The 23,760-nt window shown below is 67.1% G+C and carries 24 protein-coding genes; 4 read left to right on the top strand and 20 right to left on the bottom strand.

The window, feature by feature from the left end:
• Positions 1-172: 172 nt before the first annotated feature.
• From U9J23_RS27530 to U9J23_RS27510, 5 genes are all read right to left on the bottom strand, one after another.
• Positions 173-967: a hypothetical protein gene (locus tag U9J23_RS27530; protein ID WP_326603434.1), complete on the bottom strand. Its 795-nt coding sequence runs from the start codon at positions 965-967 to the stop codon at positions 173-175.
• 104 nt (positions 968-1,071) lie between these two features.
• Complete coding sequence (locus U9J23_RS27525; protein WP_326603432.1) at positions 1,072-2,502, bottom strand: ATP-binding protein; 1,431 nt, start codon at positions 2,500-2,502, stop codon at positions 1,072-1,074.
• A gap of 30 nt (positions 2,503-2,532) precedes the next feature.
• Entirely contained in the window at positions 2,533-4,323 is a 1,791-nt protein-coding gene (locus tag U9J23_RS27520; RefSeq protein WP_326603430.1) for a vWA domain-containing protein, read from the bottom strand.
• 51 nt (positions 4,324-4,374) lie between these two features.
• Positions 4,375-5,568, bottom strand: a complete 1,194-nt coding sequence (locus tag U9J23_RS27515) for an AAA family ATPase (RefSeq protein ID WP_193904160.1) — start codon at positions 5,566-5,568, stop codon at positions 4,375-4,377.
• A 178-nt stretch (positions 5,569-5,746) separates the two neighbouring features.
• Positions 5,747-8,068: an AAA family ATPase gene (locus tag U9J23_RS27510; RefSeq protein WP_326603428.1), complete on the bottom strand. Its 2,322-nt coding sequence runs from the start codon at positions 8,066-8,068 to the stop codon at positions 5,747-5,749.
• 160 nt (positions 8,069-8,228) lie between these two features.
• Here U9J23_RS27510 and U9J23_RS27505 point away from each other — a divergent pair, with 160 nt between their 5' ends.
• Entirely contained in the window at positions 8,229-8,837 is a 609-nt protein-coding gene (locus U9J23_RS27505) for a hypothetical protein (protein WP_138845949.1), read from the top strand.
• An 807-nt stretch (positions 8,838-9,644) separates the two neighbouring features.
• Here U9J23_RS27505 and U9J23_RS27500 read toward each other — a convergent pair.
• Positions 9,645-10,949, bottom strand: coding sequence for a hypothetical protein (locus tag U9J23_RS27500; protein ID WP_326603426.1), 1,305 nt, complete (start codon positions 10,947-10,949; stop codon positions 9,645-9,647).
• A gap of 142 nt (positions 10,950-11,091) precedes the next feature.
• On the opposite strand from U9J23_RS27500, the gene U9J23_RS27495 reads away from it, so the two are divergent.
• Positions 11,092-12,327 (top strand): hypothetical protein, encoded by a 1,236-nt coding sequence (locus U9J23_RS27495; RefSeq protein WP_326603425.1) that lies wholly within the window; start codon positions 11,092-11,094, stop codon positions 12,325-12,327.
• A 310-nt stretch (positions 12,328-12,637) separates the two neighbouring features.
• On the opposite strand, the gene U9J23_RS27490 is transcribed toward U9J23_RS27495, so the two are convergent.
• From U9J23_RS27490 to U9J23_RS27470, 5 genes are all read right to left on the bottom strand, one after another.
• Positions 12,638-13,075 carry a hypothetical protein gene (locus tag U9J23_RS27490; RefSeq protein ID WP_326603423.1) on the bottom strand — a complete coding sequence of 146 codons (438 nt, stop codon included), beginning with the start codon at positions 13,073-13,075 and terminating at the stop codon, positions 12,638-12,640.
• Between the two features lie 3 nt (positions 13,076-13,078).
• Entirely contained in the window at positions 13,079-13,399 is a 321-nt protein-coding gene (locus tag U9J23_RS27485) for a hypothetical protein (protein WP_193904154.1), read from the bottom strand.
• A 147-nt stretch (positions 13,400-13,546) separates the two neighbouring features.
• Entirely contained in the window at positions 13,547-14,050 is a 504-nt protein-coding gene (locus U9J23_RS27480) for a hypothetical protein (RefSeq protein ID WP_326603422.1), read from the bottom strand.
• A gap of 82 nt (positions 14,051-14,132) precedes the next feature.
• Positions 14,133-14,615 (bottom strand): hypothetical protein, encoded by a 483-nt coding sequence (locus U9J23_RS27475; protein WP_326603420.1) that lies wholly within the window; start codon positions 14,613-14,615, stop codon positions 14,133-14,135.
• 72 nt (positions 14,616-14,687) lie between these two features.
• Positions 14,688-15,353 carry a hypothetical protein gene (locus U9J23_RS27470; protein ID WP_193904151.1) on the bottom strand — a complete coding sequence of 222 codons (666 nt, stop codon included), beginning with the start codon at positions 15,351-15,353 and terminating at the stop codon, positions 14,688-14,690.
• A 253-nt stretch (positions 15,354-15,606) separates the two neighbouring features.
• Here U9J23_RS27470 and U9J23_RS27465 point away from each other — a divergent pair, with 253 nt between their 5' ends.
• Positions 15,607-16,239: a DUF2510 domain-containing protein gene (locus tag U9J23_RS27465; protein WP_138845959.1), complete on the top strand. Its 633-nt coding sequence runs from the start codon at positions 15,607-15,609 to the stop codon at positions 16,237-16,239.
• Positions 16,240-16,360: 121 nt separating this feature from the next.
• Here U9J23_RS27465 and dnaG read toward each other — a convergent pair whose 3' ends face one another.
• On the bottom strand, positions 16,361-18,103 hold the full coding sequence (dnaG, locus tag U9J23_RS27460) for a DNA primase (protein ID WP_326603415.1): 1,743 nt from the start codon (positions 18,101-18,103) through the stop codon (positions 16,361-16,363).
• 38 nt (positions 18,104-18,141) lie between these two features.
• Here dnaG and U9J23_RS27455 point away from each other — a divergent pair, with 38 nt between their 5' ends.
• Positions 18,142-18,678: a hypothetical protein gene (locus U9J23_RS27455; RefSeq protein WP_229568626.1), complete on the top strand. Its 537-nt coding sequence runs from the start codon at positions 18,142-18,144 to the stop codon at positions 18,676-18,678.
• Between the two features lie 80 nt (positions 18,679-18,758).
• On the opposite strand, the gene U9J23_RS27450 is transcribed toward U9J23_RS27455, so the two are convergent.
• From U9J23_RS27450 to U9J23_RS27415, 8 genes are all read right to left on the bottom strand, one after another.
• Complete coding sequence (locus U9J23_RS27450; protein WP_326603625.1) at positions 18,759-19,040, bottom strand: GNAT family N-acetyltransferase; 282 nt, start codon at positions 19,038-19,040, stop codon at positions 18,759-18,761.
• Complete coding sequence (locus tag U9J23_RS27445; RefSeq protein ID WP_326603631.1) at positions 19,013-19,240, bottom strand: hypothetical protein; 228 nt, start codon at positions 19,238-19,240, stop codon at positions 19,013-19,015. Before U9J23_RS27445 ends, U9J23_RS27450 begins: the two co-directional genes overlap by 28 nt.
• Positions 19,241-19,347: 107 nt before the next feature.
• Complete coding sequence (locus U9J23_RS27440; RefSeq protein WP_138845962.1) at positions 19,348-19,734, bottom strand: hypothetical protein; 387 nt, start codon at positions 19,732-19,734, stop codon at positions 19,348-19,350.
• A gap of 169 nt (positions 19,735-19,903) precedes the next feature.
• On the bottom strand, positions 19,904-20,815 hold the full coding sequence (locus tag U9J23_RS27435) for a nucleotidyl transferase AbiEii/AbiGii toxin family protein (protein ID WP_229568621.1): 912 nt from the start codon (positions 20,813-20,815) through the stop codon (positions 19,904-19,906).
• 353 nt (positions 20,816-21,168) lie between these two features.
• Positions 21,169-21,804, bottom strand: coding sequence for a type IV toxin-antitoxin system AbiEi family antitoxin domain-containing protein (locus tag U9J23_RS27430; protein ID WP_326603411.1), 636 nt, complete (start codon positions 21,802-21,804; stop codon positions 21,169-21,171).
• 158 nt (positions 21,805-21,962) lie between these two features.
• Positions 21,963-22,388, bottom strand: a complete 426-nt coding sequence (locus U9J23_RS27425; protein WP_326603409.1) for a hypothetical protein — start codon at positions 22,386-22,388, stop codon at positions 21,963-21,965.
• A complete protein-coding gene (locus U9J23_RS27420) occupies positions 22,388-22,564 on the bottom strand; it encodes a hypothetical protein (RefSeq protein WP_229568619.1) in 177 nt (58 codons plus the stop codon). The genes U9J23_RS27425 and U9J23_RS27420 overlap by 1 nt, the downstream gene beginning before the upstream one ends.
• Before the next feature lie 218 nt (positions 22,565-22,782).
• Entirely contained in the window at positions 22,783-23,727 is a 945-nt protein-coding gene (locus U9J23_RS27415; RefSeq protein ID WP_326603406.1) for a DUF932 domain-containing protein, read from the bottom strand.
• Between the last annotated feature and the right edge of the window lie 33 nt (positions 23,728-23,760).

The raw sequence follows: 23,760 nt of genomic DNA, 5'->3' as shown, positions 1-23,760 counted from the left end.
GCAAACCATGCTCCTACCGGCGGCGGCTTCCTGGCCGCGCCGACTCCTTCCTCGCTCGGGGTGTGTGGCAGATCCGATTGCTGTTCATCCTGGCGACATGCACCGACAGCACCGGCGTCGCGGAGGTCGAATCACCGTGTCCAGCAGTGGAGATGACCTCGGCGGACAGCGGTCAGCTCAGGTTGATGCCCCGGAAGATCGGGTCGGGCTGCTCAGCCGGCAACACCGACATCGTCAGCCAGCCGGCCTTCTCCAGCGACTCCAGATAGGCGGCGCTGTCGCCGATGTCGAGGACCACCAGGTTCGGGTCCCCCGGCACCACCACACCGTCGCGGGTCATCTCCGACAGCGGAAGCGGGGTGTTCGAGTAGGGGTCGTAGTCCCCGGTGTTGAGGACCAGCGACACCCGCGCGGACCACACACCCGCCATCCGGGTGCGCAGGTTGTCTTCCTCGTCGACGTATGGGATTTCCTCGAGGACCCCCACCGGGTAGGGGCCATCGGGATCCGCGGCCTTGGTCAGCTGCTGCTGTTCCTCGTCGTCGAGGTGATCCCAGCTGCCGTCACGCTGGGCGAGGTCGTTGATCTGCTGCTGCAGGGCCAGCCGGAGCCGGTCGGCGTGGGCGTGCCGGAGGCGGGCCAGGGACAGCCATGCCTCGTCGATCGCGGTGTCGTCGATCGACGATTCGAGATCGCGCAGGGCGGCGAGCTTCTCGGCGTAGTCACCGCCGACTATCACCGCGACAGCATCTTCGGGGGTGTCGGCGTAGACGCGGCGCTTGTCGGGCAGGGACACGTCGTAGACGTACGGGCGGCGATGGCCGATCAACGGCAGGACGCGGCCGTGGGCGGCACCGATCTCGGTGTGCTCGCCGTCGATGACGACGATCGGTGGAGCGATCTGGGCGGGGTCGAGACGGGTGGCGTCTTCGATGCTGATCGGGTGACGCACGGTCGGTTCGGTCACGGATGGCCTCACATTCTGCGGGAAGCATTCAGGTGCTCGGCATCATGCGCGGCAGCTTCTCCAGGCCCTGTTTGACCGATAGGTCGCCCGTTGGCAGCTTGTAGCTACCGATCAGTGATGCTGTCGGGCCAGCTCGCCTCATCGAGTGGCACCCTGTGGTGCGCTGCCCACTCTTTGACGGCTCGAAGTCGTTCGTTGAGCACCGGGATCCGTCGAATCTCGCCCGACTCAGTCAAGAGAGCCGGCTCCGTGAGACCAAACATCTGCACCAGCTCAGCCGCAATCGAGTAGACGACTGTGAGTTTGTCCTGCATCGCGGCGGCCTCTGCGAGGTCCGCAGCTGCGACCGGCCGACGAGACCGTTTCGCTGATCGGGTACCGAATACCTTTCCGTTTCCTCCATCCTTGATTCGGACCGCCTTCGTGAAACCTGAGTGCGTGCCGGCGCTGTCGACGAGTGCCGCCGAGACCGTGGCATTCCCCCACTGCCCGATCCGGTCCGTCGTCCAGGCCATGAGGTGGGGAATACACGCAGTGAGCGCATCGATCAGGAGATCCTCGGTCACGATCGTTACGGAGTCGTCCGCGAGGTGTTCGGCAATCCGGACGGCGGCGAACCCCGAACCGTCCACGTGAAGTGCCCGATACGTGAGCGCCGCTATGGGTGTCGTCTCAGAATCATCAGTCTTCCCGACCTGGGTGAACTCGACGGCCCCTGGGGCGGGAAAGTGTGAATCATTGCTGGGGGTCAGCAGTCCCACAACGCCCTCGGGAAAGACTTGCCTGTCTTCCCAGCTGGAGATCTCTCGCCGGGCATCGCGAGTCAGCGTGCTATCCCCAGGAACATCGGGGACGACGCTGACCGCCAACCAGAGCCCCTCGGCCCCATCCTTCAACCTTTCGACACCACGTGACCAGACCTCGTCCGCGTGCTGGCGGCGCTCCTCGGCGTCACGGAAGCGTGTCCGGTAGCGGTCCGCGACCTCATACTCTTCGAGTTCTCGACTGTGCGAGGTGCCGTCCGTGCGAACGAAGTAGGCGAGGGCGCGGCGGTTGTCACCCTTCTGCATGATGACCGCGTGAGGGGCCTGCGGGCTGGGCGGGATGACCGCGACGAGATAGAACGTGCCGGGATTCGCGGCAGGCACGGGGAACATGTCGTACTTGGGGATCGGTCGGGCGAAATCGCCAACATCCTTGCGGAAGGCGGCGATCAGATCGTGTCGATCACCTGAATCAAATGGCTGGGGACGCTTCTCGACGTCAGGCTCCTTGCTCTCGTCCTCGACGCCGAAGACGATCAGACCACCACGGGCGTTGGCGAACATCGTGATGTCCTTGGCTCGCTCCTGGCGGGCATTCCAAGTCGGGTTGGCATTCTTGTCCTCGAACGCGAGCTTGCTCTTGAAGTCGATCAGCTCGGTCTCGTGCCCAAAGCTGCGGACCAGGGAGCGCACTGAGTCCTCAGTCATGGCATCCCCGTCCAAGGTGCCACCGATGGTTCGCTCGATCTCGTGCTCGCGCCATGCCGCCATGCCGTGCACCCTACTGACACGCCGCGCTGACTATCGGTCCCGACCGTGGTGCGCCAGTTCGAGTGCGGTGGCGATGGCGTCGGCGACGAGTCCTGCGAATGCGTTCGGGGTGACGTGGTCGACGACCGTGGTGTCCTCGGGGATGACCGAGGCTCGCTCGCGGTCACCGGTCAGTGCCCACACGACCTGGACGTCGTGGCGGCGTAGGTAGCGCACGCGATCATCGATAGCCGAGGCTTCGTGGCTCGGGAGTTGTCCGTCGGTGAGGACGACGAGGACGCGGGCCCCGAATGCGGCGGTGAGGTCGGCGCCGGCGGTGACGGCGGACATCGCTTCGGCGCATCCGGTTGAGGATGAGCCGCCGGGGACGACGGGCACGCGGTTGGGGCCGGTGCGAGGTCCGAGGAGTGCGGTGACGGTGCCACCGAACCCGGTGGCTGCGGCGGTGCCGTTGAGCTCTGCCGCCGCGGCCGCGAGTGACCAGATCACCGTGCCGGCCGCCGGGAGCCAGCGGTCCATCGATCCGGAGACGTCGATGACGACACCGACGTGCAGGGGTGGCTTCTCGGCAACCTTGCGCCGGTTGCGGCGCCACGGTGTCGCCGTGACGACCTGCCCGTTGGCGCGTTGCGCGGCGCGTTGGACGAGTCCGCTCGTTCGGGCCTTGCCTGCCGGGTAGGCCACGTGTTCGGTGACCTGGCGGGGCGCTTCGTACTGGGCGCGCTTGAGGCGGCGGACGATCGCAGCCCGTTCGGCGATGTCAGTGTCGGTGGGCGGGCGGTTTCGGATGCGGGTGAGGGCTTTCGCGTCGAACACCGATCGCGCTGCGGCCGTGGCGAGATCTCGTTGGGTGTCGTCGGCGCGCTTCTCGGGCGTCGGTTGCGGGCCGAGTGCCTGGTGGAGTTCAAGCTCTGCCTCGCCGGAGGTCTCCGCGGCGAGATCGCGTAGCAGGTCTGTCCAGCCCGAGTCGATCCCGGTGCCGGGGTCGACTCGGTCGCTGACATCGCTGGCGCCTTCCCCCGGGGCCGCTTCCGGGTCGCTCGGGTCGGCCCCGGGGTCACCGCCGACGCCGTCGCCGGCAGCCCCGGAAAGGTCGTCGCTACCGACCGACTGCAGTGCGCCCTCCCCCGGACCGGCGCCTGCCCCACTTCCACTGTCGGGATCCGCATCCGGAAGCAGCCGACACCACTGCTCGGACAACGCCAACAACTGCTCCTCGTCGCTGTCACGCAGAGCGAGGACCTGACGCCAGATCTGCGTGCACTCGGCGACGACGTCGGCGCCGAACTCCTCCTCCACGACCGGGCGAGTCCGCTCACCCACCCACCGCGGAAGCACCCCGGCGTCGACCTGGGGCAGCGCGCGTTCGAGCAACACGCGCGGCGACCCCACGACCGACATCGTCACCGGGGCGGCCGCCCGGAGGAACAGCCGTGACCTCGGGCTGCGGATGATCAGCCTGCGGTGCGCACGCGCGGCGTCGAGCGCCCACGCGACCTCGAGCACCCCCGCCGGGACGTCGTCGCCGACCCGGCCGCGCCACCGCGAATGCGCTGCGCGTGAGGCTCCGTCGAGGACGAGGCCAGCCAGGATCGGGTGGGACAGGCGATCGATGAGCGTCCTGGTCGTCGGAACGCGTCCGCGATCGTCGACGGACAGCTCTGCCGCGTGCGGGTCGATGCGGATCCGCCCGGATGTCGGGTCGACGTCGACTCCGCCCGGTGTCGCGTCGATGGTGACGGTGACGTCGCCGCGGCTGGCGATCTGCCGTGCCCATTCGGTGGCCGACCATCCGGTCAGCTCCCAACTCTGCGGCCCCACTGCGGATTCCCTTCTCGATGCACCCGATTCTGGTGCGGATGTGTGTGTTGGTCAGGACTGGGCGACGAGTACGCCGAGCTCGCCCGAACCCAGGCTGAGGTGCTTTTCCAGCTCCTGGGCGACTCGGCCGCGCAGGAGCGGCTCCGGGCAGGCCGACACCAACGATCGTGCTGCGAAGCCGATGCCGAGTACCGGGGCGATGTCGCGGGCCTTCAGCAGAGCGCGCAGCGACGGCACCCACACCGACTCAAGGCTCTTCGCTCGTGCGACGTCGTTCGCTGTCATCAGGGCGCGGGCGGCGTCGACGAATGCCTTCGGTACCCCGAGGTTCTCCGCGGTCGACAGGTCCGTGGGAACGGTGACGGTGAACGCGATCCGGTCGTGCAGCGCCTCGGGGATCCCGAACCCGGAGCCGGGGTTGTACGCGATCAGCACCGCGAAGCCGTCGGCGGCGTCGACCTGACCGACATGGGGGTTGGAGGTGTCGATGTAGGTGCGGCGGTGATCGCACACGGAGAGGAACACTGATTGCACTTCCTGCGGCGCGCGCGGCAGCTCGTCGGCCAGGAACGGACGTCCTTCCCGCATGGCCTGCAGCAGGGGCCCGTCGACCCAGGCAAACCCCGACGGTGCAGTCGGATCGGGGTTATAGCGGCCGACGATGTCTTCGACGGTTGTCTCGCCGTGGAACGTCAACTGCAGCAGGTCCGGCGCTGCGACCTGCGCGAGCGTGGTCTTGCCTGAGCCAGGTTCGCCGGCGAGGCCGACGGTCCACCCGTGGGCGATGGCGGCGCGCACGACGGTGACGTCGACGATGCCGCCGACCATCCGCGGGAGGTAGGGGTCCCCGGACGGGGTGCTGTACGTCTGGTCGGGGTCGGAGGCGGTTGCCGGTTCCAGGTCGGTGCCGGCGGGGTCGCTGTCCCAGTCCACCGCGGGGGCGTCGCTACCGGCGGCCAAGGCGGCGCTGGCGAACTGTTCGATCTGCTTGTCGGGGTCGTCCGACTTGAAGTACGCGACCATGAAGGCGTTCGGGACCCGGTCGTCGGTGACGGTGTCGGCGAGTTCGATCACGCGCATCGGCAGCGAATCTGGGTCGCCGATTCGGTCGCGGGTGTCTTCGACGTTCGACCCCAGCTGCAGGATCCCGTCGAGCAGCGAGTCATATCCAGTGGGTGTGGACTCCCAGGCAGACGCGCCGATCGTGCCGTGGCAGCGTCGCGGCGTCCCGTCACGCAGCAGCACCAGGTCTATCGCTGCACTTGACGAGTTCCCTGACCCTGCAGGGAATCCGACGTATCCGTAGGCGAGCACGAGGTGGTGATCCTTTCGAAGGGTGGTGGAGCGGTCGAACGGTAGACGAGCGATGGTCCACCCCGGCTGTCTTGACATCGCGATCATCGACAGCCGAGGTGGCCGCTGATCACGCGGCGAGCTGGGTGGATCCGAGTGGCGGGCGCTGCAGGCGGATCACCCGCGACGCGATGTCGAGGACGTCGGCGGTGTGCGAGACGACGATCATCGGCATTTCCAGGGCGCGCAGCATCGTCAGCATGTCCCGCCGGAATGCTTCGTCCTGCGAGGCGGTAATTTCGTCGGCGAACAGCATGCCGGGCTTGCCACCGCCGGCGAGCTGGCGGGAGAACCCGATGAATGCGCACACCGCGGCGCGGGCCTTCTCGCCGCCGGAGAGCTGCCGGGTGGCGCGGGTTGTCCCGTCGGGCAACACCACCTGCGGTACGAACGTCTCGTCGATCACGAACCCCACATGTTCTCCGCCCAGTCGGGTCAGGATGTCGGTCGCTGCTGTGGAGATCGTGGCGCAGTACTCGGCGAGCAGATCTCGGCGCAGGGCGATTCCGATGTCACGGGCGATGCGGGCGATTTCCGCCTTTTCGGCGGCCTCTCTCTTGAGCTCCCATCGGGTGGCGGCATCGTCGGCGATGCCGTCGAGTTGCATCGCTGTGGCGCGCGCGGCCTGGGCGTGCGCTGCGGCGTCCGCGGCGCGTGCCTGTGCAGCGTCGAGGGCGGCGCGTGCGTTTGCTTCGCGGGACTCGGCGGCCGCGACGTCGGTGGGGCTCGGTGCGTCCACCACCGCGGCGCGTGCCACCTCGACGCGCTCGCCGGCAGCAGCCGCCCGGGTGAGGGCGTCGGCCAACGCATTCCATGCCGTCGTGACCGTGCGTGCGGTGGCGAGCTGTGCGGTCAGTTGCGCGTGCACGGTGAGCGCTGCCCGGTGGATCTCGTCCCGCCCGGCTGGTGCCGGTGCGTTCTGGTGAGTGGCGACCAGCTCGGCCAGCGCCCCGGCGGCCTGGTCGGCGTGCAGGGTCGCGGCGCTGGCCGCGGCCTCCGCGTGCTCGGCGACGCGCGCGAGGCTGTCGACGTTCGCGAGAGCGTCGTGGGCCTTGCGCAGCCGGGTCTCGGTGTCGAGCAGGGCCCGGTCCAGCGCGGTTGCCCTCTGGTGGGCGGCCGTCGCCTCCGCACGTGCCTGGTCCAGGATCGTGCGCTGCTCGTCGATCAGGGCGGCGACGTCGCCGACGTCCTGTCGGCAGGTCGGGCATGCGGCAGCGTCCATCGCGCGGGAGAGCGTCGCGATGGCCTCGTCGCGTTGGGCGACGGCGGCGTCGGCGACGTGCGCTGCCCGCAGGGCCTCCTGGTGTGCACTTCGCGCGGCCTCCACCTCGGCCTGCCCGGCGGTCACCGCGGCGGCCAACGCATCCGGGTCGACGGCCGCGTGTGCTGCGCGGGCCTGCTCGGCGGCGGTCCGGGCACTGCTCTCCTGCCCGGCGGCGGACTTGAGTTCCGTGCCGCGGCGGGTCAGTTCGCCGAGCGCGTGTTCGAGATCGGTGCACGCCTGGCGGGCGACGGCGCCCCGCGGTTCGTGATCCCCGCTGGTTGCCTCACCGAGATCGTGGAGACGTTGGCGGGCCGCGTCGACAGCCTGCCCGGCGTCCGCTGCAAGTGCCTGGGCGCCGACTACGGCTTCGCGGGAATCGCGGGCGAGGCGTTCGGCGCGCTGCAGTTCCTTCGCCTGCTGGTTGGCGGCATCCCAGATGGTCCGGGCTTCGGCAGCGTCAGCCGCGGCTCGGTTGCATTCCTGCTGCAGGCGATCACTTTCGGCCCCGGCTTCCTCGGCGTCGTCGGCGGTTCGCTTCACCTCGGCCGGGTCACCGGGCAGTGCCTCGGCCCGGACCGCGGCGTCCTTGCACTCTTCACGCAGTCCCTGGATACGCTTGGTCAGGTCGTCGAGGCCGGTCAGCTCTTCGAACGTTTCCTGCACCTTCGCAGGGGTGCCCGTCATCAGTTCGGTCAGTTGCCCCTGCGCCATGTAGAACGCGCCGCGGAACGTCTTCGCGGTCAGCCCGGTCAGCTCGGTGATGATCCGGGTCAACGACGCCGGCGTGACGTTCGACTGCTTGACGCCGTTGATCCACAGTTTCGCCGACGCGGATTCGACACCGGCCTCGGAGCGGGTGATCCGGCGTACGGCAACGACCTCGTCGCTGCCGATGAGAACGGTGGCGGTGACCTGGGCGGGTTCGGTGGATCCCTCGCGGCGCAGTGCAGCTGCCGATCCGGCTGACCCGGTGTCTCCCCACAGGCACCACGGCAACGCGTCGAGGATGCCCGACTTGCCGACCCCCGAGGGGCCGTACAGAGCGGTCGTGCCGTCCGGGTCCACATCGAGTGTCATGTGCTCGACGGAGCGGATGTTGGTGATCTCCAGCGACTTCAACCGCAGCATGATCCCGGTCCCTTTCGTGATGGTGCCTGTCGATGCCTGTGACGCTACGAACGGCTCGGGGTGGGTGTTTCAGTCGTGACACCGACATCGAGTATGTCTCGCCGACCTGCGGAAATGCCCGTACGATCGGAGGGGCGTGGCCGGAGGAAGGTGGTGGGCAGTGTCGGTGGACAGCGGTCTGATGCTCGACCTCGAGGGAGTGCCCGACCGCGGCGAGCAGCTGGCTCTACTCGGTGATCGTCGCCCGGTGCGGGTGCCGGCCGACCTGTGGCGGCAGTGGTTGTCCGATCCGGTGGTCGTCGCTCGGTTCGAAGCCAAGCGCTACCGCCGCAGTCCCCAAACCTGCTGGCCGTTCATCGGTGCCATCAGCTCCACCGGCCACGGTTCGTTCCGAGCCGGCAACATCGGACTCGAACGCCGCGGGACCGTCCCGGCTCATCTGTTCGCCTATCAACTCGAATACGACGTGATCCCCAGGCTCGGTTGGGCCGCCACCGACGACGTCACCGTCTGTCATCAATGTGACTACGCGGCCTGCACCAATCCCCGGCACATGCGGCTCGGTACGAACGGCACCAACCGCATCGAGTACCTGCGTCGGCGCCGCAATTTCAATTCGCCTCTCGCCGATGTGCGCGGCTCGGCCGGGCGCAGTCGTGCGATCGCCGAAGCGGTACGGGCAGGGCTGCGCAACGGCGACAGCGCGGCCCGAATCGAGGCACGCATCCGGGCCGCAGAGGACGCCGGCACGCCCCTGGCACTGTGGTAACCGTCGACGGAGTCCACGGAACATGGCAGCGAGCAGGCGGTCCTGCACGTCACTTGCTCCAGAGAACAAACATGCGCCCGAGCGCTGGTGGGCGGCACACCTCGCAACCGTCCACCACCGACTCTGCCGGACTGCGTCAGCGTGGACACCTCCGAGCAGGTCTGAGGATCGGTTCCGAGGCACAGTCCGGCTGGATACAGACGCCGATCTCACCCTCGGTTTGCCCAGCGCGGCGAGCCTGCGAGGCACAGCGGATGACTACGATCCGGTCCTTGCCGATCAGAGACCTGGTCGAGGTCGTCTCTCATCAGGACCGACTCATGCGACGCCAGATTCTGGCACCCAGGACGGCAGCGACCGCGAAGGCCAGCACGGACACTGACACGAGCACGGTCGTCAACGAGTCGCCCCACGACTCCGGGGACATCGGCGCCGCCACAGCCGATTGCGTCTCACCCGCTGCTGCGACAGGTACATCGACGACCGCGGCACCGTTGTGGACGACTCCTGAAAACGGCGTCCAGTCCACATCTGTGTCACTGCTCGACCAGTCCGAGGGCATGATCACGATCTCACCGTCGGGGCCGGTCCCGATAGCCAGACCGTTGAATCCTGCGATCGGTCTTCCGTGTGCATCGGTCGAAGGCAGGACCGTTCCGTCAGGAAGCACGAACACGGGTAGGCCGTGGTCCGTCAACGGATCGTCGACTGTGGGCGACATGGCTGCTCCTCTGTGGTGGTCGGATGTCGATTGTGCGCATCGGCATGTCTTGGTGGTGGGAGGGTAGGTGCCTGCTTCTCCGAATGTCAGCCCGCGCAGGGTGCGCCAAGTGCGGCGCGGGCCTGGGTAAGGGCGGCTTCGCGGAGAGACTCGGGGGCATCGCGCAGGGTCTTGCCGACGTTTCCGTGATCGGTGCGGTGGTCGAGCGCGACTTGCAGGTCGACGACGCGCTCGGTGATCGAGATTTGTTCGTGGGTGGGCTGCGCGAGTGAGATTCCGCTGAGCGGGTTTTCGAAGGTGGTGGACCAGTACGCGGCGTCGCGTGCTGCATTCGCCCATTCCCCGGCGAGTTCGTAGATGCCTTGCCGCTGCTGCGGTGTGGCGCCGACGATGCGCTGACGCAGGATCCATCCGCCGTCGCCGGTGAGAGCTTCCGACTCGGCGTCGATCCAGCGCTGTGCAGCGAGGCGATCGCGCACCAGGTCGTTGATCTGCGTGACCGTCATGGTGGTGGCGTCGATCGGGTCGAAGTCACGCTGTGGGCGCTGCCAGATCTCGCGCAGTGTCACGTGGGGTGCGCCGGCGTCGGGCAGGTCGACTTGGAGCCATCCTCGGGGCGACTCGTCGTCGGAGAACCCGCGGCGGACCGTCGAGCCGGTGTACCAGACCTGACCACGCCCATCGGGGTCTCCGAATCCGTTGACGGGGCCGGGCGTGTGGAAGTCCGACAGGAGGGTGAGGTCGAACCCTCGGGTTACCCACTCGGTCGGGACGAGGCGGTCGGCGCCGTGCCGTTCGGCGGCCTTGTAGAGGCGTTCGTCCCCGACGAAGATGCCGTGCGAGCACAAGATGTTGATGCCGTGGTCGAGAGGCTCCGGTTCGATGTGGATGCCCTGGTTGCGGAGATCCGGGTCGAGACCGTAGTGGCTTACGACGTGCAAGTAGATGGCCTGATCGGGGTCGGGTTGGTGGATCTCGTAGAGGCCGGGGTACGGGCCGACGCTGTCTTCCGGCGCGCGGCGGCTGTCGGGATAGACGGTGAAGGCGTTCATCGTGGGTCGGTCGAACATGGCAACGGCGGAAAGGTCTGCACCCGAGCCTGCGCAGTGGTTGCCGCTGTTCTTCCCGTTCCAGAGTCCCGCGTCAAAGATGAGGTCGTCGAGACGCTGGACTGATTCGACGTCGCGCGGCAGTGGGCGGGACCAGTGAGTGACGTCTCCTCCGTGCCACAGACCTCGGCAGCCGGCGTCGATGATCTGAGTGACGGCCTGGCTGTATGCGAGTTGGCCGTCGACGACGCGGAGATTCCAGCCGGTGGGGCGGTGCATCCGCATGCCGCGGGTGCTGTAGCCGGCGTGCGTGCATCCGATGGTGGCGAATCGGTAGGTCATGGTCCAACGGTGACATTTCGCTTCTCCGTGTGTTGCAACGCAACTCGGGGCCACCGAAACAGCAGCGCATCCCACCACTTCGCTCGCAGTGCGCTAGAGTGATCACCATCGGATCTGCCACACAACTTGCATAGGACACACCATGAGCACAGCTGTGCTCGGCGACCCTATTGGTGTCGCCGATTCTGCTGACCGTCTTTGCGACGCCATCCTCGACGTGTTCGAGTCTGACGAAACGTCGGATCGTCAACGCGCCGTTGCTGTTTGCGCTACCTGCCCACTCGTGCAAGCATGCCGCACCCGGACCCGAGTCGAAATCCTCGACGGCATCGGCCCGTGCGCAGTCGTCCGCGCCGGGGTGGCATGGGACTACGACGGATACCCCGACGCCGACATCCACGCCGACGACACCGCCCTCAAATGGATCCCCGACACCGCCAAGCGACCGGAGGCCACTGACGACAACAGATCTGACCTGGACAGGCCAGACGAGAATGTTGTCGAGCTCGCCTTCCACGACCCCGGGCTGCTCCGCGAGCACGAATTCAGCGCCGCCGAAAGTGAAGCGATCGTCCTGCGGGGTGCCAAGCAGGGCAAGTCGATGAACTTCCTCGGCAAGATCCTCCGCATGCACTACCGCAACGTCCACAAATTGGCGCTCAACCTCGGGGTCCGCGACGCATTCGAAACGAAGCCGCCGCGCAAGAAGGCGCTCGATGAGGTTGTCGTCGAACTCGAAACCCTGGACGTCGAGCACGACATTGAGACCGAGTCCCAGGATCGCGCCGTGGACAACGGTCAGCTGTCCTTCGACGACCTGATCGTCCCCGACACCGCCGAGCCGAGCATCCCGGCCGACGCTGTTACCGCAGCTGCCTTCTCTCGTACACCTCGGGCGCTGCTACGCCGACTCACCGGCCGCATCCCCCGTCGATTCCGAGCCGGCAAGGTCGACATCGCACGAATCGTGCAGCAGAAGACGCCGTCGCTGCGCGCGGATTCGCCGGCAGGCGCGCACGGGCTCTATTCGGGTTCGTCGACCCCTCCCGTCACCAGCCGGCTACGGAGGTCGAACAGGACCGGCTCTCCGTTCTCCTCTCCCGGCACGTCCGCGAGAGTGCACTCCCGATCGATGCGCGCACCTAGTACGGCTACGCACCCTGGCCGAACGCGACTGTGCACGGTGAGATTGTTCACGAGACTCCGTGACGCCACTGGCATCGATCCTCCACGCACACAACTGGATCCAGTCAGCACATCTGTTCATGTGGCGATCCCTCTTCATGGCCGCAGCCCCAGAGCTGAGCACGCTGACCGCGCCGTGCCATCTGTCACGAGACCCCGCGCGTCCGAGGCCATCGCCCCACACTGCTTCTGAGCGACCCCAGCTTCTTTCGCTCTGCAGCAACCACCTCCCCGTTCGATGAGCACAATTCGAACGGGGTACTCGTCGTGCTCATCCACCGACAGGCCGACCGGCGCCAGCTCCGGCATCTCTCCCCTGCGGGCGGTCGGCTCACACTGGATGCGGCACCTGCGGACTTGTCGACTTCACGCCGACCGAGGTCTCCCTGACCACCACCCCGGCAGGCATCAAATCGACACGTCTGCCCCTGGTGCACAACGAAATACGCCGGTGCACCCACAGTGACTGTGGATACACCGGCGTATCGGTGTGGCCGAACGAGTCAGCCTGCTTCGGGCACCATCCAGTCCCGCTCCGGACCGAGGATGGCCACCACCGGAGCCAACAAAGCGGAGCGCACCCCATGGCCTGCAACCAGTGCCTCGTTTTCATAGAGGATCGCCGCGGACGCGCTCACCGCCGCTGCCTCCGCGCCGTAGGGAAAAACCCCAGGCAGCCGGGCATCTCGACACACGGCCTCATGCGCCAGAAATGCACGCGGACGCGACTCTCGATAGAAACCCATTGCAAAGCCTCGGCTTTCGATTGCCTCTGTGAGCTCGTCCAATGCGTTGCTCTGAGTATCGGACGCTGCTGCCGCGGTCTCTGCGAACAGCCGGGACTGGTCGGGATCGAGAGCCGACAGCCGCGCACGCATCGCCTGGATGCGGGCTGCCTTCGTCGCGAGCCCTTGACCTGCTGCATCCATCGTTGCGGTCATAGGTCAGTTTCCCTGCCCGTGCATGGCCAGACCCTCGTCGAAGAGGACGGCGGCCTGCTTCAACTCGTTGACCAACGCGGCCTTGCCCTCACTCTCGGGCAGCGCCTCCAGCAACTGGAGGTTCTCCTGTGCCGCGTTCCGCGCCTTCTCGAACTCCTCGGAGGTCTTCGGTCCCGACCGCGTCGACTTCATGGCCGCGCTGTTCTCGGTGATCCGAGCATTGAGCGCCTTGATCGCCTCCTTGATGTGGTCGTTGTTGGTGGCGGCCGTGACCACGGCGGCCTCACTCTCGGTGAGGACCACAATGCTGTCGCGCTGGGGCATACTCGTCTCCTGTCGTTGGGGTCACCGGTAGGGAACGATCCGGTGTGCTCGGTGCGAGACGCTACGTCGCTGGTTATCCAGTCGGCGGCGTCGCAGAACGAGAACGGGCCGGTGGCAAGCAATTCGCTCGTCACCGGCCCGCGTATCTCACAGCTTGACCCAGCGCTTTCCGTCCCAGAATCGATCGAAGTCGTGGTCGGGCTTCCTCAGGAATGCCTTGACCTCGGGCGAGTCAGGGAGACCGCGAAGTGCGGTGAAGCCGCCGGAGGAGAGGACGGATTCGCCGGGTCGAAGCACGGGCGTTTCGCGCCGTGTCGCACGTCGGAGCTTCGCTGCAACCTCGTACTCGTCGATCAGCGACTCGACGGCAGTGCTCTCGGGTTCGTAGGCAGCGTTCTCAGGGTGCAGGCTCTGGTAGTCGGCGACCCACCGGTTCCAGGCCTGGCGGTGTTCCTTCGCGGCCGTAGTCCAGAACACCATCACGGTGCCGCCGCGGCCGTCGTGCTCGACGCTGGCGACCTTCTTGCCGTTGCGCCGCAGACTCGCGACGTACGCGAAACCGTCGGAGGTCGGGTGGCCTTTGTAGGACGCGATTGACCAGTCGAGGTCGGGGATGGGCAGTTCCGTCGCGGGCAGAGTCGCAGGTGTCATGAGTGGTCCTTTCGGGAGGTTGTTGGTTCGTCCCGAACGTTATGGGCCTGCGATGGCGGGTGTTTCAGAGTTTGTGCGGCCGTCAGGCCGTGGTGTCGAGCAGTGTGGATACCGGCTTCAGTGCCCTGTTGACGAGATCGCACAGTGTCGCGATCACGTGGTTGATCTGGGCGGCAGGGTCGTACAGGTGGTGCGCGGAGAACATGTCGGTATCGCGGGTGACGTTCGGGAGTGCGAGTCGGAGGGTGTCGATGTTCGGGAGGTCGAGGTACACGACGCCGCTGAGGGATTGCTCATTCGGTTCGGGTCCGACGAGGTCCACGGTGACCTCGACGGCAGCGCCGGCGACCGCACCGTGCAGGGCGAGGGCAGGCTCGGTCGAGGTCAGCGTCTGCCAGTCTACGGCCAGGTATTCGGCGAGAATGCCGTATGCGCTGTCGAGGTAGGCAGAGCCGTGGTGGAACCACGGGTCTTTCGGGAGGAGGCGGTCGATCCGGTCCTCGTCGGCGATCAGGTGGGCTGCGAAACTGGCGACCGTTGCGGGTTCCGCACTGACGGTGATCATGGGTCTTCCTTCGGTGGCTCGTGGTGTGGTCCGGCCCGCCCCAACGCATCGGGGCGGAGCTGTGTGTGGTTCTCAGACCTTGGCGCGCAGGATGCCGAACAACGTGTTGACCAGGTCTTCGACCGGTCCGTCGGTGGCGGCTTCCTTGAGCGCAGTGATGGTGTCGAGGACGGCGTGTGCGTTGTCGGCGCGGGTGGCGGCGTCGAGGTCGAGCACGTGGATCGAAGAGCTGGCATAGCTGACGGTCCCGTTCGAGACCACCACGAGCGGCGTGGCGGGGGTGGGGTGGCCGGCGGTTCGCGAGGCTTCCCTGGGGAGAGGCGTGGGCTGCTGGTCCTGCTCGGGCTGGGCGACCGGGACTGCGGGCTGCTCCGGCTCCGGGGTGGGTGCGGTGGTCCGCGGCTTCGCCTGTGCAGCGGGGCGCGGCTGCTCGCGTACCGGCGCGGCCGGTGCTTCGGCAGTCGACGCCGAATCGGGCGCGGAACCCGACGGGACGCCGCGAGTCGGCTCGGGGACTGTGGCTTGCTCCTCCCCCTCGGGAGTGAACTCGGCGGCGGGTGAGGGTGAGGGTGCGGCGTCGCCGGTCGCGGCCGGGGTTGGCTCGGGCGGGGTCGGTGTCGGGTCGCCGGTGGGTGTCGGCTCCTGGGCCGGCGCGGCGGCCGCGGGTCGCGTCGAACCGATCGGCTTGACGGGGCTTCGCCGTCCTCGACCGCGCGGCGCGGTGAATCCTGTCGTCATCGGTAAGTCCTTCCGGTTGGTGTGTTTTCGATCGTTGTTCCGAACGTAAGCAACGATGCCGACACCAATGCGCCGGTGTTGCAGTCTGTGTCGAGACTTCGCTTCGAGACGATCGAGCTCCTCTCCGTCGGGCGCTGCGAGAGCGCCGAGCGCGAGGCAGCGGGGCACCGCCGGGTGACGCGGACCTCACTCCGTGAGGTAACGACGCGCAGTCCAGTCCAGATAATTAGCGGACGAAAGGAATCAACAGCGCATGACCACCCCGCCGCCCGGCTGGCACCCCGATCCCGACAACCCCCACCTCGTTCGTTGGTGGGATGGACATCGGTGGACAGAACACACCCACCAGGCCACGAATTCAGCACCACCTCTTCCAGCGGCGGGGCACCCAGAATCTCAACAGCCTCAGGAGACCAATTCACGAAACTGGAAGACCACCGCGGCGAAGGTCGTGGGCGGAATCGTTGTCGTGTACTTGGTTCTCGTCGCGTGCGATCGCTTCGTGTTCGGTCCCGACCGCGACGAATCCGCAGCTCCGGCAGCGACAAGCTCATCGACCGCCCCCGTCGCAGAGGTCGAGGTACCGCCGTACGAGATCGCCAGCGACGACGATGACCTCATCATCGCCCATGTTCACCTCGGCAGCGATGACGCGCTTGGCCTGCGCCGAATCCATGTCAACCTGATGCAGCGCATCATGCGCGAGAAGCCCGACGGCGGATACTTCATCTACTACGACTGCGCCACTCCCAACCCCGACGGTTCTGTGAACCGCATTGGCACCGGCAAGGTTGCTGTCGGCCGGCTAGGCGCCGCACAAACGGGCCTCGAGATCAACGGCAACGAGCTACGCCCCAACTCAGGGCGCGTCTGCGAACCCGCGTAATTCTCCTCGTCTGACCGGGACCGATGCTCTGGATCGGTCCCGGTCAGCGTTGAACTGCCCTCGCTGCGAATCTGCTCTGCACCTGACTTGATCCCTCTGCTGTGGAACCTAACTCACCAGATCACTTCATGACACGGGATAGCCCGGCCGCCAACTGAGCGAACCTGCCAACCGAGTCGGGGTCGGCTGTATCCGCCCGCACCGCAGCCAACCGCGCCGGGCCGTACGCCCGCGCACATTCGCTCACCGCTCTCATCGGCTCCCGCTGCAGCGGTGCGCCGGCCCGCAACGCTGTCACCGCAGCACGCGCTGCCTCATCGGGAGCCGTGGACAGCAGCCAGGCCCATCGGTCCGGGATCTCCGGTGGGGCCACCGCGGCGCGCTCGACGACGGCGCAGTACCGGTCGGGAAGCAGATCTGCGAGTTCGAGCACCTCGGGTAGCTGCAGGCGACTCCACAGTGTTGGGTCGTCGACGAGTTGGGCCGCGAGATCTCGAATGCAGTCCAAACGCTCGATCGGAGTGACTTTGAGGGACGGCGGTGGTGACGGTGGGGCGGGGACCTGAAGTTGGCCTTCGGGGATCCCGAGTTCGCCGGCCAGCCATCGTCGGTACCGCAGGATCAGGACGTCGTCGGTGAGTTCGCCAAGCATCGCTGTTGCCCGGCGCGCGGCCACGGCTGCCTTCTCGGGTGTGTCAGCGTCGGAGAGGAGGCGGCCGAGGATCTGCCGAATCAGAGGTTGACGTGCGTTTACGGCGTCCCTTACGGCTTGGTCGCCGTGATCGGCGCGCAGCTGACACGGGTCCGAACCGCTCTTCCCCGGAACTGCGAGGGTGACCGTCGCGAACTGGTGGCAGGCGACAGCGATCTTCCAGGCGGCGGTCTGTCCCGCGTCGTCCGCGTCGAACATCACGACGATCTCTCCGTCGGACCCGAGGAGTCTGGACAGCAGTCGTGCGTGTGTCGCGGTGAAAGCGGTGCCGCACACACCGACGACCTCGGGATGTCCGGCGGCTGCCACTGCCATGACGTCGGTGTATCCCTCGACGACGATCACGCGTCGCTGCCTGACGATGGCGGGTCGTGCGGCTGCAAGCCCGAAAAGCGTGTCGGACTTGCGGAACAGAGCACTGTCGTCGCTGTTGACGTATTTGCGGTAGCGGTCGGGGTTGTGGCCGGGGTCATCGAGGCTGCGACCGGCGAGCCCGACGATGCGGCCCTGCGGGTCGCGCAGGGGCCAGATCAGTCGGCCGGCGAAGGTGTCGTAGGGCTGACCGGCCCGGCCCCGACGGATGAGCCCGGCATCGTGTCCAGCATTCGCGGGCAGCCCGCGGGTGGCCAGGTGTGCGCCGAGGACCGTGGTGCGGCCGCGAGGTGCGAAGCCGATCCCCCACTGACGGATGTGCGCGTCGGTGAAGCCGCGCTCGGTCAGGTACTCACGGGCAGACGCGGCGGCGGGGTCGTCGGTGATCGCGGTTGCGTACACCTCGGCGGCGATCTCTAGGGCTGCACGCAGCAGTTTCGGTGTCCCTTCTGTGCTGCTGCGGTGTGCCTGCTCGCGGTCGGTCAGGATCGCCGCCCCAACCTGTTCGGCGAGCTGTTCGACCGCTTCACGGAAGGTGAGCTGCTCGACGAGTTCGAGAAAGGTGATGACATCCCCGCCTCGGTCGCACCCGAAGCAGTGAAAGACCCCGGTTCCGGGGTTGACGTAGAACGAGGGCGTCCTTTCGTCATGGTCCGGGAGCGGACAGCAGCCCTTCGCCTCTCCCCTGGATGCAGGAACCAGACGCGTATAGCGGGCGACGATCTCGTCGATCCTGGCCCGCTCCCGGATCTGTTCGAGGGTGTCATCGGGGATCCTCATGCAACGCTCCTCACGGTTACCGCGCCGAGAGCCAGCTGGTGGCCCCGCTCGACGCTCGCTTGATGGTGCTCCAAGCGGCGGAGGCCACCGTACGGTCGGGCTTCACCACGCCGACCGATTGCCAGAGACGCCTCCGCGGCCGGCAGCGCAGCACTGGCAGTGTGCAGCAGGGATGGGGTGTGAAACACCAGGCAGGTACGGATTCGACGATGGTGCCGTCATTCTCGATCACTACGAAATCTGGAGGACCCATGCCGGTGAAGGCATTGCCCACGTTGCGGGCTGCGGAATCTGTCGAGGATCTCGCGAAGGCGATGGTCCTTCACAGTCAGACGCCCCGTTGCTACGAGATCGAGGATCCGGCGGAGGCGAACGCGGTGCGGGCGCTGAACGTCGTGGGAGTGCTCGCCGACTACATGCGGCTGGTCGGCGATGCCGGTGAGGATCTGAAGATCGGGGTCCTCGATCTGCTTGTTGATCTGCACCATCTCACGGATGCGGTTGGGGTCGACTGGGATGAGGTTCTCGACGACAGCAACAGGCACTACCGAGCCGACGTTGCGGGCGAACTCTGATCGTTGGAGGTCTCGGGCTGGCTGCGCGTGATCCCGATCCCGTGGCCAGCCACCACCGGCTTCGCGTGGGTGAACAGCGGTCAGTTGAGGTGCTTGGTGAGGTGGATCAGGGCGTAGCCGGCGGGGGTCGGCGTGCGCCCGGTTTTGCGGTAACCGTGTCCTCCGTACAGGCGCAGGTTGGCTTCGCTGTGTTCACCGGTGGACAGTCGTAGTTCGGTCACTCGCGGTTGCAGGTGCATCTCGGCATGGTGAAGAAGTTGGGTGCCAAGGCCGCGACCTTGCTGGTCGGGTGCGACGACGAGGCGGCCAAGTTCGGCCGCATGGGGTTCGTGGTTCATGCGGGGGAGGCGGACGGCAGCGATGAGGCGTCCGGTGTCGTCGCGGATGCTAATGCGGTGACCGCGGGCTGGACGAGTTGGGTGATCAGTTCGTCGAGGGTTTCGGTCAGCGGTGGGAGTTCGAGGTCTCGGTGGGCCTGCGCTTCGGTGACGTAAGCGGCGCGTTGGAGGGTCAGCAGTTGCCCTGCATCGGCGGTGGTCAGGGTCATGGGTTCGTATGGCATCGGTCCATCGTCCTCGCTGGTGCTGGGGTTCTCGCATTGGTTGGACAGAACCCATGGCCAATCCCGGTTGTCGGCGCTGGTTCATCAATTGGCGGCCAGGCCGGAGGTCAGGCGTTGGACTCGGTGGCTGACTTCGACGCGACCTCAGGTTGGGGTTCCATATCCGCGCCGGTGATTCGGATGAGGGATACCGCGGTGAGGGCGAGGCCAACGAGGATCAGGAGCAGCGAGAACGCGCCGTAGCCCTGCAGACTGGGACCGGTGCCGATGAACCAGCCAATGAGGGAAATTGCGGCGAGGATGCTGGAGGCGATGGGGCGAGCGTTGGCGGCGTAGCGGCGAGCGAGCCAGACCAGGGCAATCGAGGCGAGGACCGTGGCGACTGCGGGCGCGGGGATCGCGAGCAGCACCAAGGGGACGTAGAGCCACTTGCGGGCTCCGATGCCGGCAGCGGCGACGAATGCGGCCATCGGGATGATCAGCGACAGGGTCATGGTCGGCTCCTGGTGTTAGGGCGGCGGTGCGGTTTCACCGTCTCGTGCGCCGAGTTCCGTTGTTGCAGCGTCGATCTGTGCAGTGCTGGTTTGGGCATTCGCCACGTGCGAGGGTGTCGGACAGCGTGAGTGCTGGCCGGGAGGGTGCCGGGCGTGAGCCCCGGGACGGTTAGTCGTCGAGCCAGGCGCCAGCGTCCGGGCACCACGTGCCGGTGGTGCGGGTGCTGTCGAGCAGTGGGTTCAGGCATGCGCCCACCGTCGCGAGGGCGTGGTCGAGATCGGTGTACTCGGAGGGGAGTCCAGCGAGTCGAGCGGTGCGACGGTAGCCGTCATGCCAGCGGTCGCCGGGTACGGATATGGCTGTGACGGCGGGCATCTGTCGACGGCGGAATTCGCTGGTGAGCGCCGCATGGGTGTCGGCGGCGGGGATGGCGCAATGGGTGACGATGAACAGCAGATCGACCAGGTCGTGGAAGCGGGTCGACGGCGAGCGACGCGGGCCGTAGCGGAAGTAGGTCGCGGCGATCTTGTCGGCCAGCTGGTCCGCGATGGGATAGAGGGCGATCGCGGGCGTGGGGGTGATGCCGTCGAGGTCGAGTACCGGTGCCGGAGCGAGGCGTTCGATGCGTCCGACGGTGCTACGGCCGACGACCAGGTCGACGGGGAAGTTCCCGGCGGGGGTGGTTCCGAGGTGTGCGTTGACGCGCACGGTGGCGCCGCCGGTCAGGCCGTGGAGCGTGGCTGGCACGCTGATCGTGAACCGGAACGGGTCGAGACCTTCGGTAGCGGCGATGGTCGCTCGCAGGTCGTCGATTGCCGTTTCGGCGTCGGTGCCTGCGCTGGTGTGGAGCAGGTCGAGGTCCTCGCTGTGCCGTGCGCCTGCGAGACGGACCAGGAGCCCGGTGCCGCCGGTCAGGATCCAGGGAGCGGTGGGGTCGGCGAACACGCGGGCAAGGAACCGTTGAGCCAGGAACTGGCGGCGGACCTGTGCGGCTGGTGCGCCGGTGGCAGCAGCTACGGACTTGATGCGTGCGTTCAGGGCCATGTGGAAGGCGCCGGTGCTGCGGTATCGCTGGGTCATGCAGGGAATCGTCTGCGGCGGTGGTTCCCGGTGTTGCAGTGCAGTTTCCGGTCCGGGAGGTCGACGAATAGCCGGCGTCTCCTGGGAGCGTGAGCGTGTTCGCGGACAGCGGGGACCGACAGTTCATGACGCTGCAGTGCATTCCCGCGTCGCCGGTAACAGCAGTTGAACGTCTGCTTTTGGGGCGAGCCTGCTGGGATTCACCATGGCATCCCGTGGCACTCGTACCGGGATGTCTGGGACAGGTTGGAGGACGATCGCCGGGCAGAGTTCGAGGAGATGGTCGGTCTACCGTTGTCTCCCGGCGATTGAGTAGACCCCGTGTGCCCCGAGGATGAACCTCTGGGTGTTGGTCAGGCGAGGAGATGCTCGAGCAGCCGCTGGCCGTTGTTGCGGGGGTGGCCGTAGCGGCGGGAGTGCCGGTCGAGGATTGTGGCGGCCGCGTCGTAGGTGAGTCGTCCGGTGCTGATTGCGGTGTGGATGATTCCGGCGAGGTGGCCACCGTCGAGGAGGTCGGCGGCGAGGTCGTCGATGGTGCGTGCTGCGGTGGTGACGGGTAGGCCGTCGACGAGCTCGGTGTTGTCGGAGGCGAGGGCGCCGACGTGGAATCGCTGGTCGGCCAGTCGGGTCTGGCGCCGGCGCGGGAGGGTGAACTCGAGGTGGTCCGCATCGACGTCGCCGAGCTGAAGGACCTTGGCGGCACTGCGGTGTGAGACGGCTGCGGTGATGGGGTCTTCGGTGAGGCGCTCGTCGGCGCTGCGGGTGGGGTCGAGTGCGAGCCAGGCTGCCCGGAGGTCTTCGTGGGGGTGCCAGGGGGCGCCGTGGATGCGGTGGATGCCGTGGCGGACGTGGTGGATGGCGCCGGCGTCGGCGAGGGTGGCGAGGTGCTTGGGGTGCATGCCGGCGGCGCGGGCTTGGGCGGTGGTGAACAGGCCCCATTGGGTGGTGGCGAGTTCGGCTGCGATTGTCAACCAGCGTGTCCCGTTCATGCTGCAAAAGTACCCCTTTCATGGAACGGGTATTTCAGTCACATATTTCGGCATCCGTAGCGTCCTCCGCGCCTAACGGACAGCCCCATTGCCCCGTCCCGCCATGCACACCAGCGGCCTCACCCCACAGAGGTCGGGTGAGGCCGCGAGGTGGATGGTCAGGCGAAGCGATGACGACCGTAGAGGTCGTCGGCGCACGAGTCGTCCTCGTCATAGGTGCGACCGCACGCAGCGCACCGAGGCGCGCCACCAGGCAGCGTGACGAGATACGTCTGGGCGTCACGGTCGTAGGCGGCAGCACCCGAAGGGAGCGCCGAGACAACGTCGGTGAGGTCATCGTCGGGATCGATGCCATCGATGTCGACCGTGCCGTCGATCATGTCGCGGCCGCCATCGGCGAACATGCCCATGAGGTAGTACCCGTCACCGTCACAGCCCAGGTGCAAGGCCCGAGCATCCGGGTGCACCACGGCAGCAACCTGTCGGACGCGTTCGACCTCCAAGCGCGCGATCTGATCGGTGGCGTCGTTCCGAACGCTCTCCCATACGTCGATCTGAGCGCAGATCGTGTCGAGAACAGTCATCACCTCACCTGCTCGGAGATCGCACGGCGGCGGGTGGCGGAGCGGTCGCCCCGCCACTTGCCCTTCGCGGCGCGTGCGCGGCCGTTGGGCTGAAGCCGCCCGGACGCGTGGGCGACGTTGAGCTTGTGGCGGAGCTGCCGGGCACTCATTTTCCCGGTTGGCTGCACGATGGTCATCACGGGTGTCCTTTCTGCTGGTTGGAGTGATGACTCGACCCTGCTCCCCTCCGACCTGCAGTGTTGCAGTCCTAGTACCCGGAAAACACGCGATACCCGTGATACCCGTGATACCCACGGTTCGCGGTAGGTCGGCTGAATTAGGGGCGGACAGCACAACGCGCCGACGAGAAAGGGCGGGGAGGCCTGCAGGCCTCCCCGCCCTTTCCAGCGAGCGATCAAACGCCGGCGAGAATCTTCATTGCCCGGTCCTTGGCGCCTTGGGCGGTGCCGTCGAGTTGACGCGTCGCCCGGGCGTCGTCGCCGCCCCGGACCGGTGCGAACCAGTCGACGTACTCGGTCAGCGCCGAGTACGCGCCCCAGCGGCTTCCCCGGCCGAGATCGTTGGTGTCCGCGAAGCGGAACAGTTCGACCAGCTCGTGACGACGGCGCTCCCACCGGCCGAACTCGCGCGCGTTCTCTTCGTCGGGCCGCGGGTACATAGCGTCGATGAACGCGCCGAACTCAGTCAGCGTCATCGGGGTGTCGAGCATGTGATCCGCGATCGCGCTGAACTCCTTCGCGAAGCGGACCGCGCCCTGAACCATCGTCGTAGCGGCAGCGAGTCGATCGTGCGCGGAACGGGTGTGACCGATCGCGAACGTAGCGGGAAACCCGATGTTTGCGGTCATCCCATTCGTGCAGACCAGACGCTTCACTCGGGCCTCGCCCGAGACGCGGCCGGACCCATCGTGGGCAGTGCGAAGTAGGAGCGTGAAGGCCACCAGATCCTTGCCGCCGACCTTCACCGCCGCATCCGGCAGATCCAGCTCCAAGTACGTCTGTCGACCCCCGCGCAAGGCGCCGCCGGTGGCGAACCGGGCGCCCATCGCGACCGCAGCGTCGGCGGCGGCGAATGCGTCCGCGTTGGTGACAGGTGTGTACCGGGCACCGCCGAGGTGCAACGCCTCCTTGGTGTCCGAACGCAGGAAGAAGCGCATCCCCGGCATGCCGGTCATGGTGACCCCACCTGGGGTGGTGAGGGCGAAGCTATCGGCCGGGTGCTCTTCGATCCCCCAGGCCAGCCCGGCGAGTTCGAGGGCATCGTGGACGTTGCGTGCGGCGCTGATGTCGGCGCCGAGTGCGCGGCTGGCGGGGATGCGGGTGGCGGCGGGAGCGGTCATGTGAACCTCCGATGTGGCTGGGATGCGATGTCG

It is taken from the genome of Rhodococcus sp. PD04 (genome assembly GCF_035918275.1).
Classification (GTDB): domain Bacteria; phylum Actinomycetota; class Actinomycetes; order Mycobacteriales; family Mycobacteriaceae; genus Rhodococcus; species Rhodococcus rhodochrous.
This window is presented reverse-complemented; position numbering and strand designations above follow the sequence as displayed.

Excerpts from the sequence above, each read along its gene's own strand:
- U9J23_RS27525 (WP_326603432.1), bottom strand. The coding sequence starts at position 2,502 with ATGGCGGCATGGCGCGAGCACGAGATCGAGCGAACCATCGGTGGCACC.
- U9J23_RS27510 (WP_326603428.1), bottom strand. The coding sequence starts at position 8,068 with ATGCTGCGGTTGAAGTCGCTGGAGATCACCAACATCCGCTCCGTCGAG.
- U9J23_RS27500 (WP_326603426.1), bottom strand. The coding sequence starts at position 10,949 with ATGACCTACCGATTCGCCACCATCGGATGCACGCACGCCGGCTACAGC.
- U9J23_RS27495 (WP_326603425.1), top strand. The coding sequence starts at position 11,092 with ATGAGCACAGCTGTGCTCGGCGACCCTATTGGTGTCGCCGATTCTGCT.
- U9J23_RS27490 (WP_326603423.1), bottom strand. The coding sequence starts at position 13,075 with ATGACCGCAACGATGGATGCAGCAGGTCAAGGGCTCGCGACGAAGGCA.
- U9J23_RS27485 (WP_193904154.1), bottom strand. The coding sequence starts at position 13,399 with ATGCCCCAGCGCGACAGCATTGTGGTCCTCACCGAGAGTGAGGCCGCC.
- U9J23_RS27480 (WP_326603422.1), bottom strand. The coding sequence starts at position 14,050 with ATGACACCTGCGACTCTGCCCGCGACGGAACTGCCCATCCCCGACCTC.
- U9J23_RS27475 (WP_326603420.1), bottom strand. The coding sequence starts at position 14,615 with ATGATCACCGTCAGTGCGGAACCCGCAACGGTCGCCAGTTTCGCAGCC.
- U9J23_RS27470 (WP_193904151.1), bottom strand. The coding sequence starts at position 15,353 with ATGACGACAGGATTCACCGCGCCGCGCGGTCGAGGACGGCGAAGCCCC.
- U9J23_RS27465 (WP_138845959.1), top strand. The coding sequence starts at position 15,607 with ATGACCACCCCGCCGCCCGGCTGGCACCCCGATCCCGACAACCCCCAC.
- dnaG (WP_326603415.1), bottom strand. The coding sequence starts at position 18,103 with ATGAGGATCCCCGATGACACCCTCGAACAGATCCGGGAGCGGGCCAGG.
- U9J23_RS27445 (WP_326603631.1), bottom strand. The coding sequence starts at position 19,240 with ATGCCATACGAACCCATGACCCTGACCACCGCCGATGCAGGGCAACTG.
- U9J23_RS27440 (WP_138845962.1), bottom strand. The coding sequence starts at position 19,734 with ATGACCCTGTCGCTGATCATCCCGATGGCCGCATTCGTCGCCGCTGCC.
- U9J23_RS27435 (WP_229568621.1), bottom strand. The coding sequence starts at position 20,815 with ATGACCCAGCGATACCGCAGCACCGGCGCCTTCCACATGGCCCTGAAC.
- U9J23_RS27430 (WP_326603411.1), bottom strand. The coding sequence starts at position 21,804 with ATGAACGGGACACGCTGGTTGACAATCGCAGCCGAACTCGCCACCACC.
- U9J23_RS27425 (WP_326603409.1), bottom strand. The coding sequence starts at position 22,388 with ATGACTGTTCTCGACACGATCTGCGCTCAGATCGACGTATGGGAGAGC.
- U9J23_RS27420 (WP_229568619.1), bottom strand. The coding sequence starts at position 22,564 with ATGACCATCGTGCAGCCAACCGGGAAAATGAGTGCCCGGCAGCTCCGC.
- U9J23_RS27415 (WP_326603406.1), bottom strand. The coding sequence starts at position 23,727 with ATGACCGCTCCCGCCGCCACCCGCATCCCCGCCAGCCGCGCACTCGGC.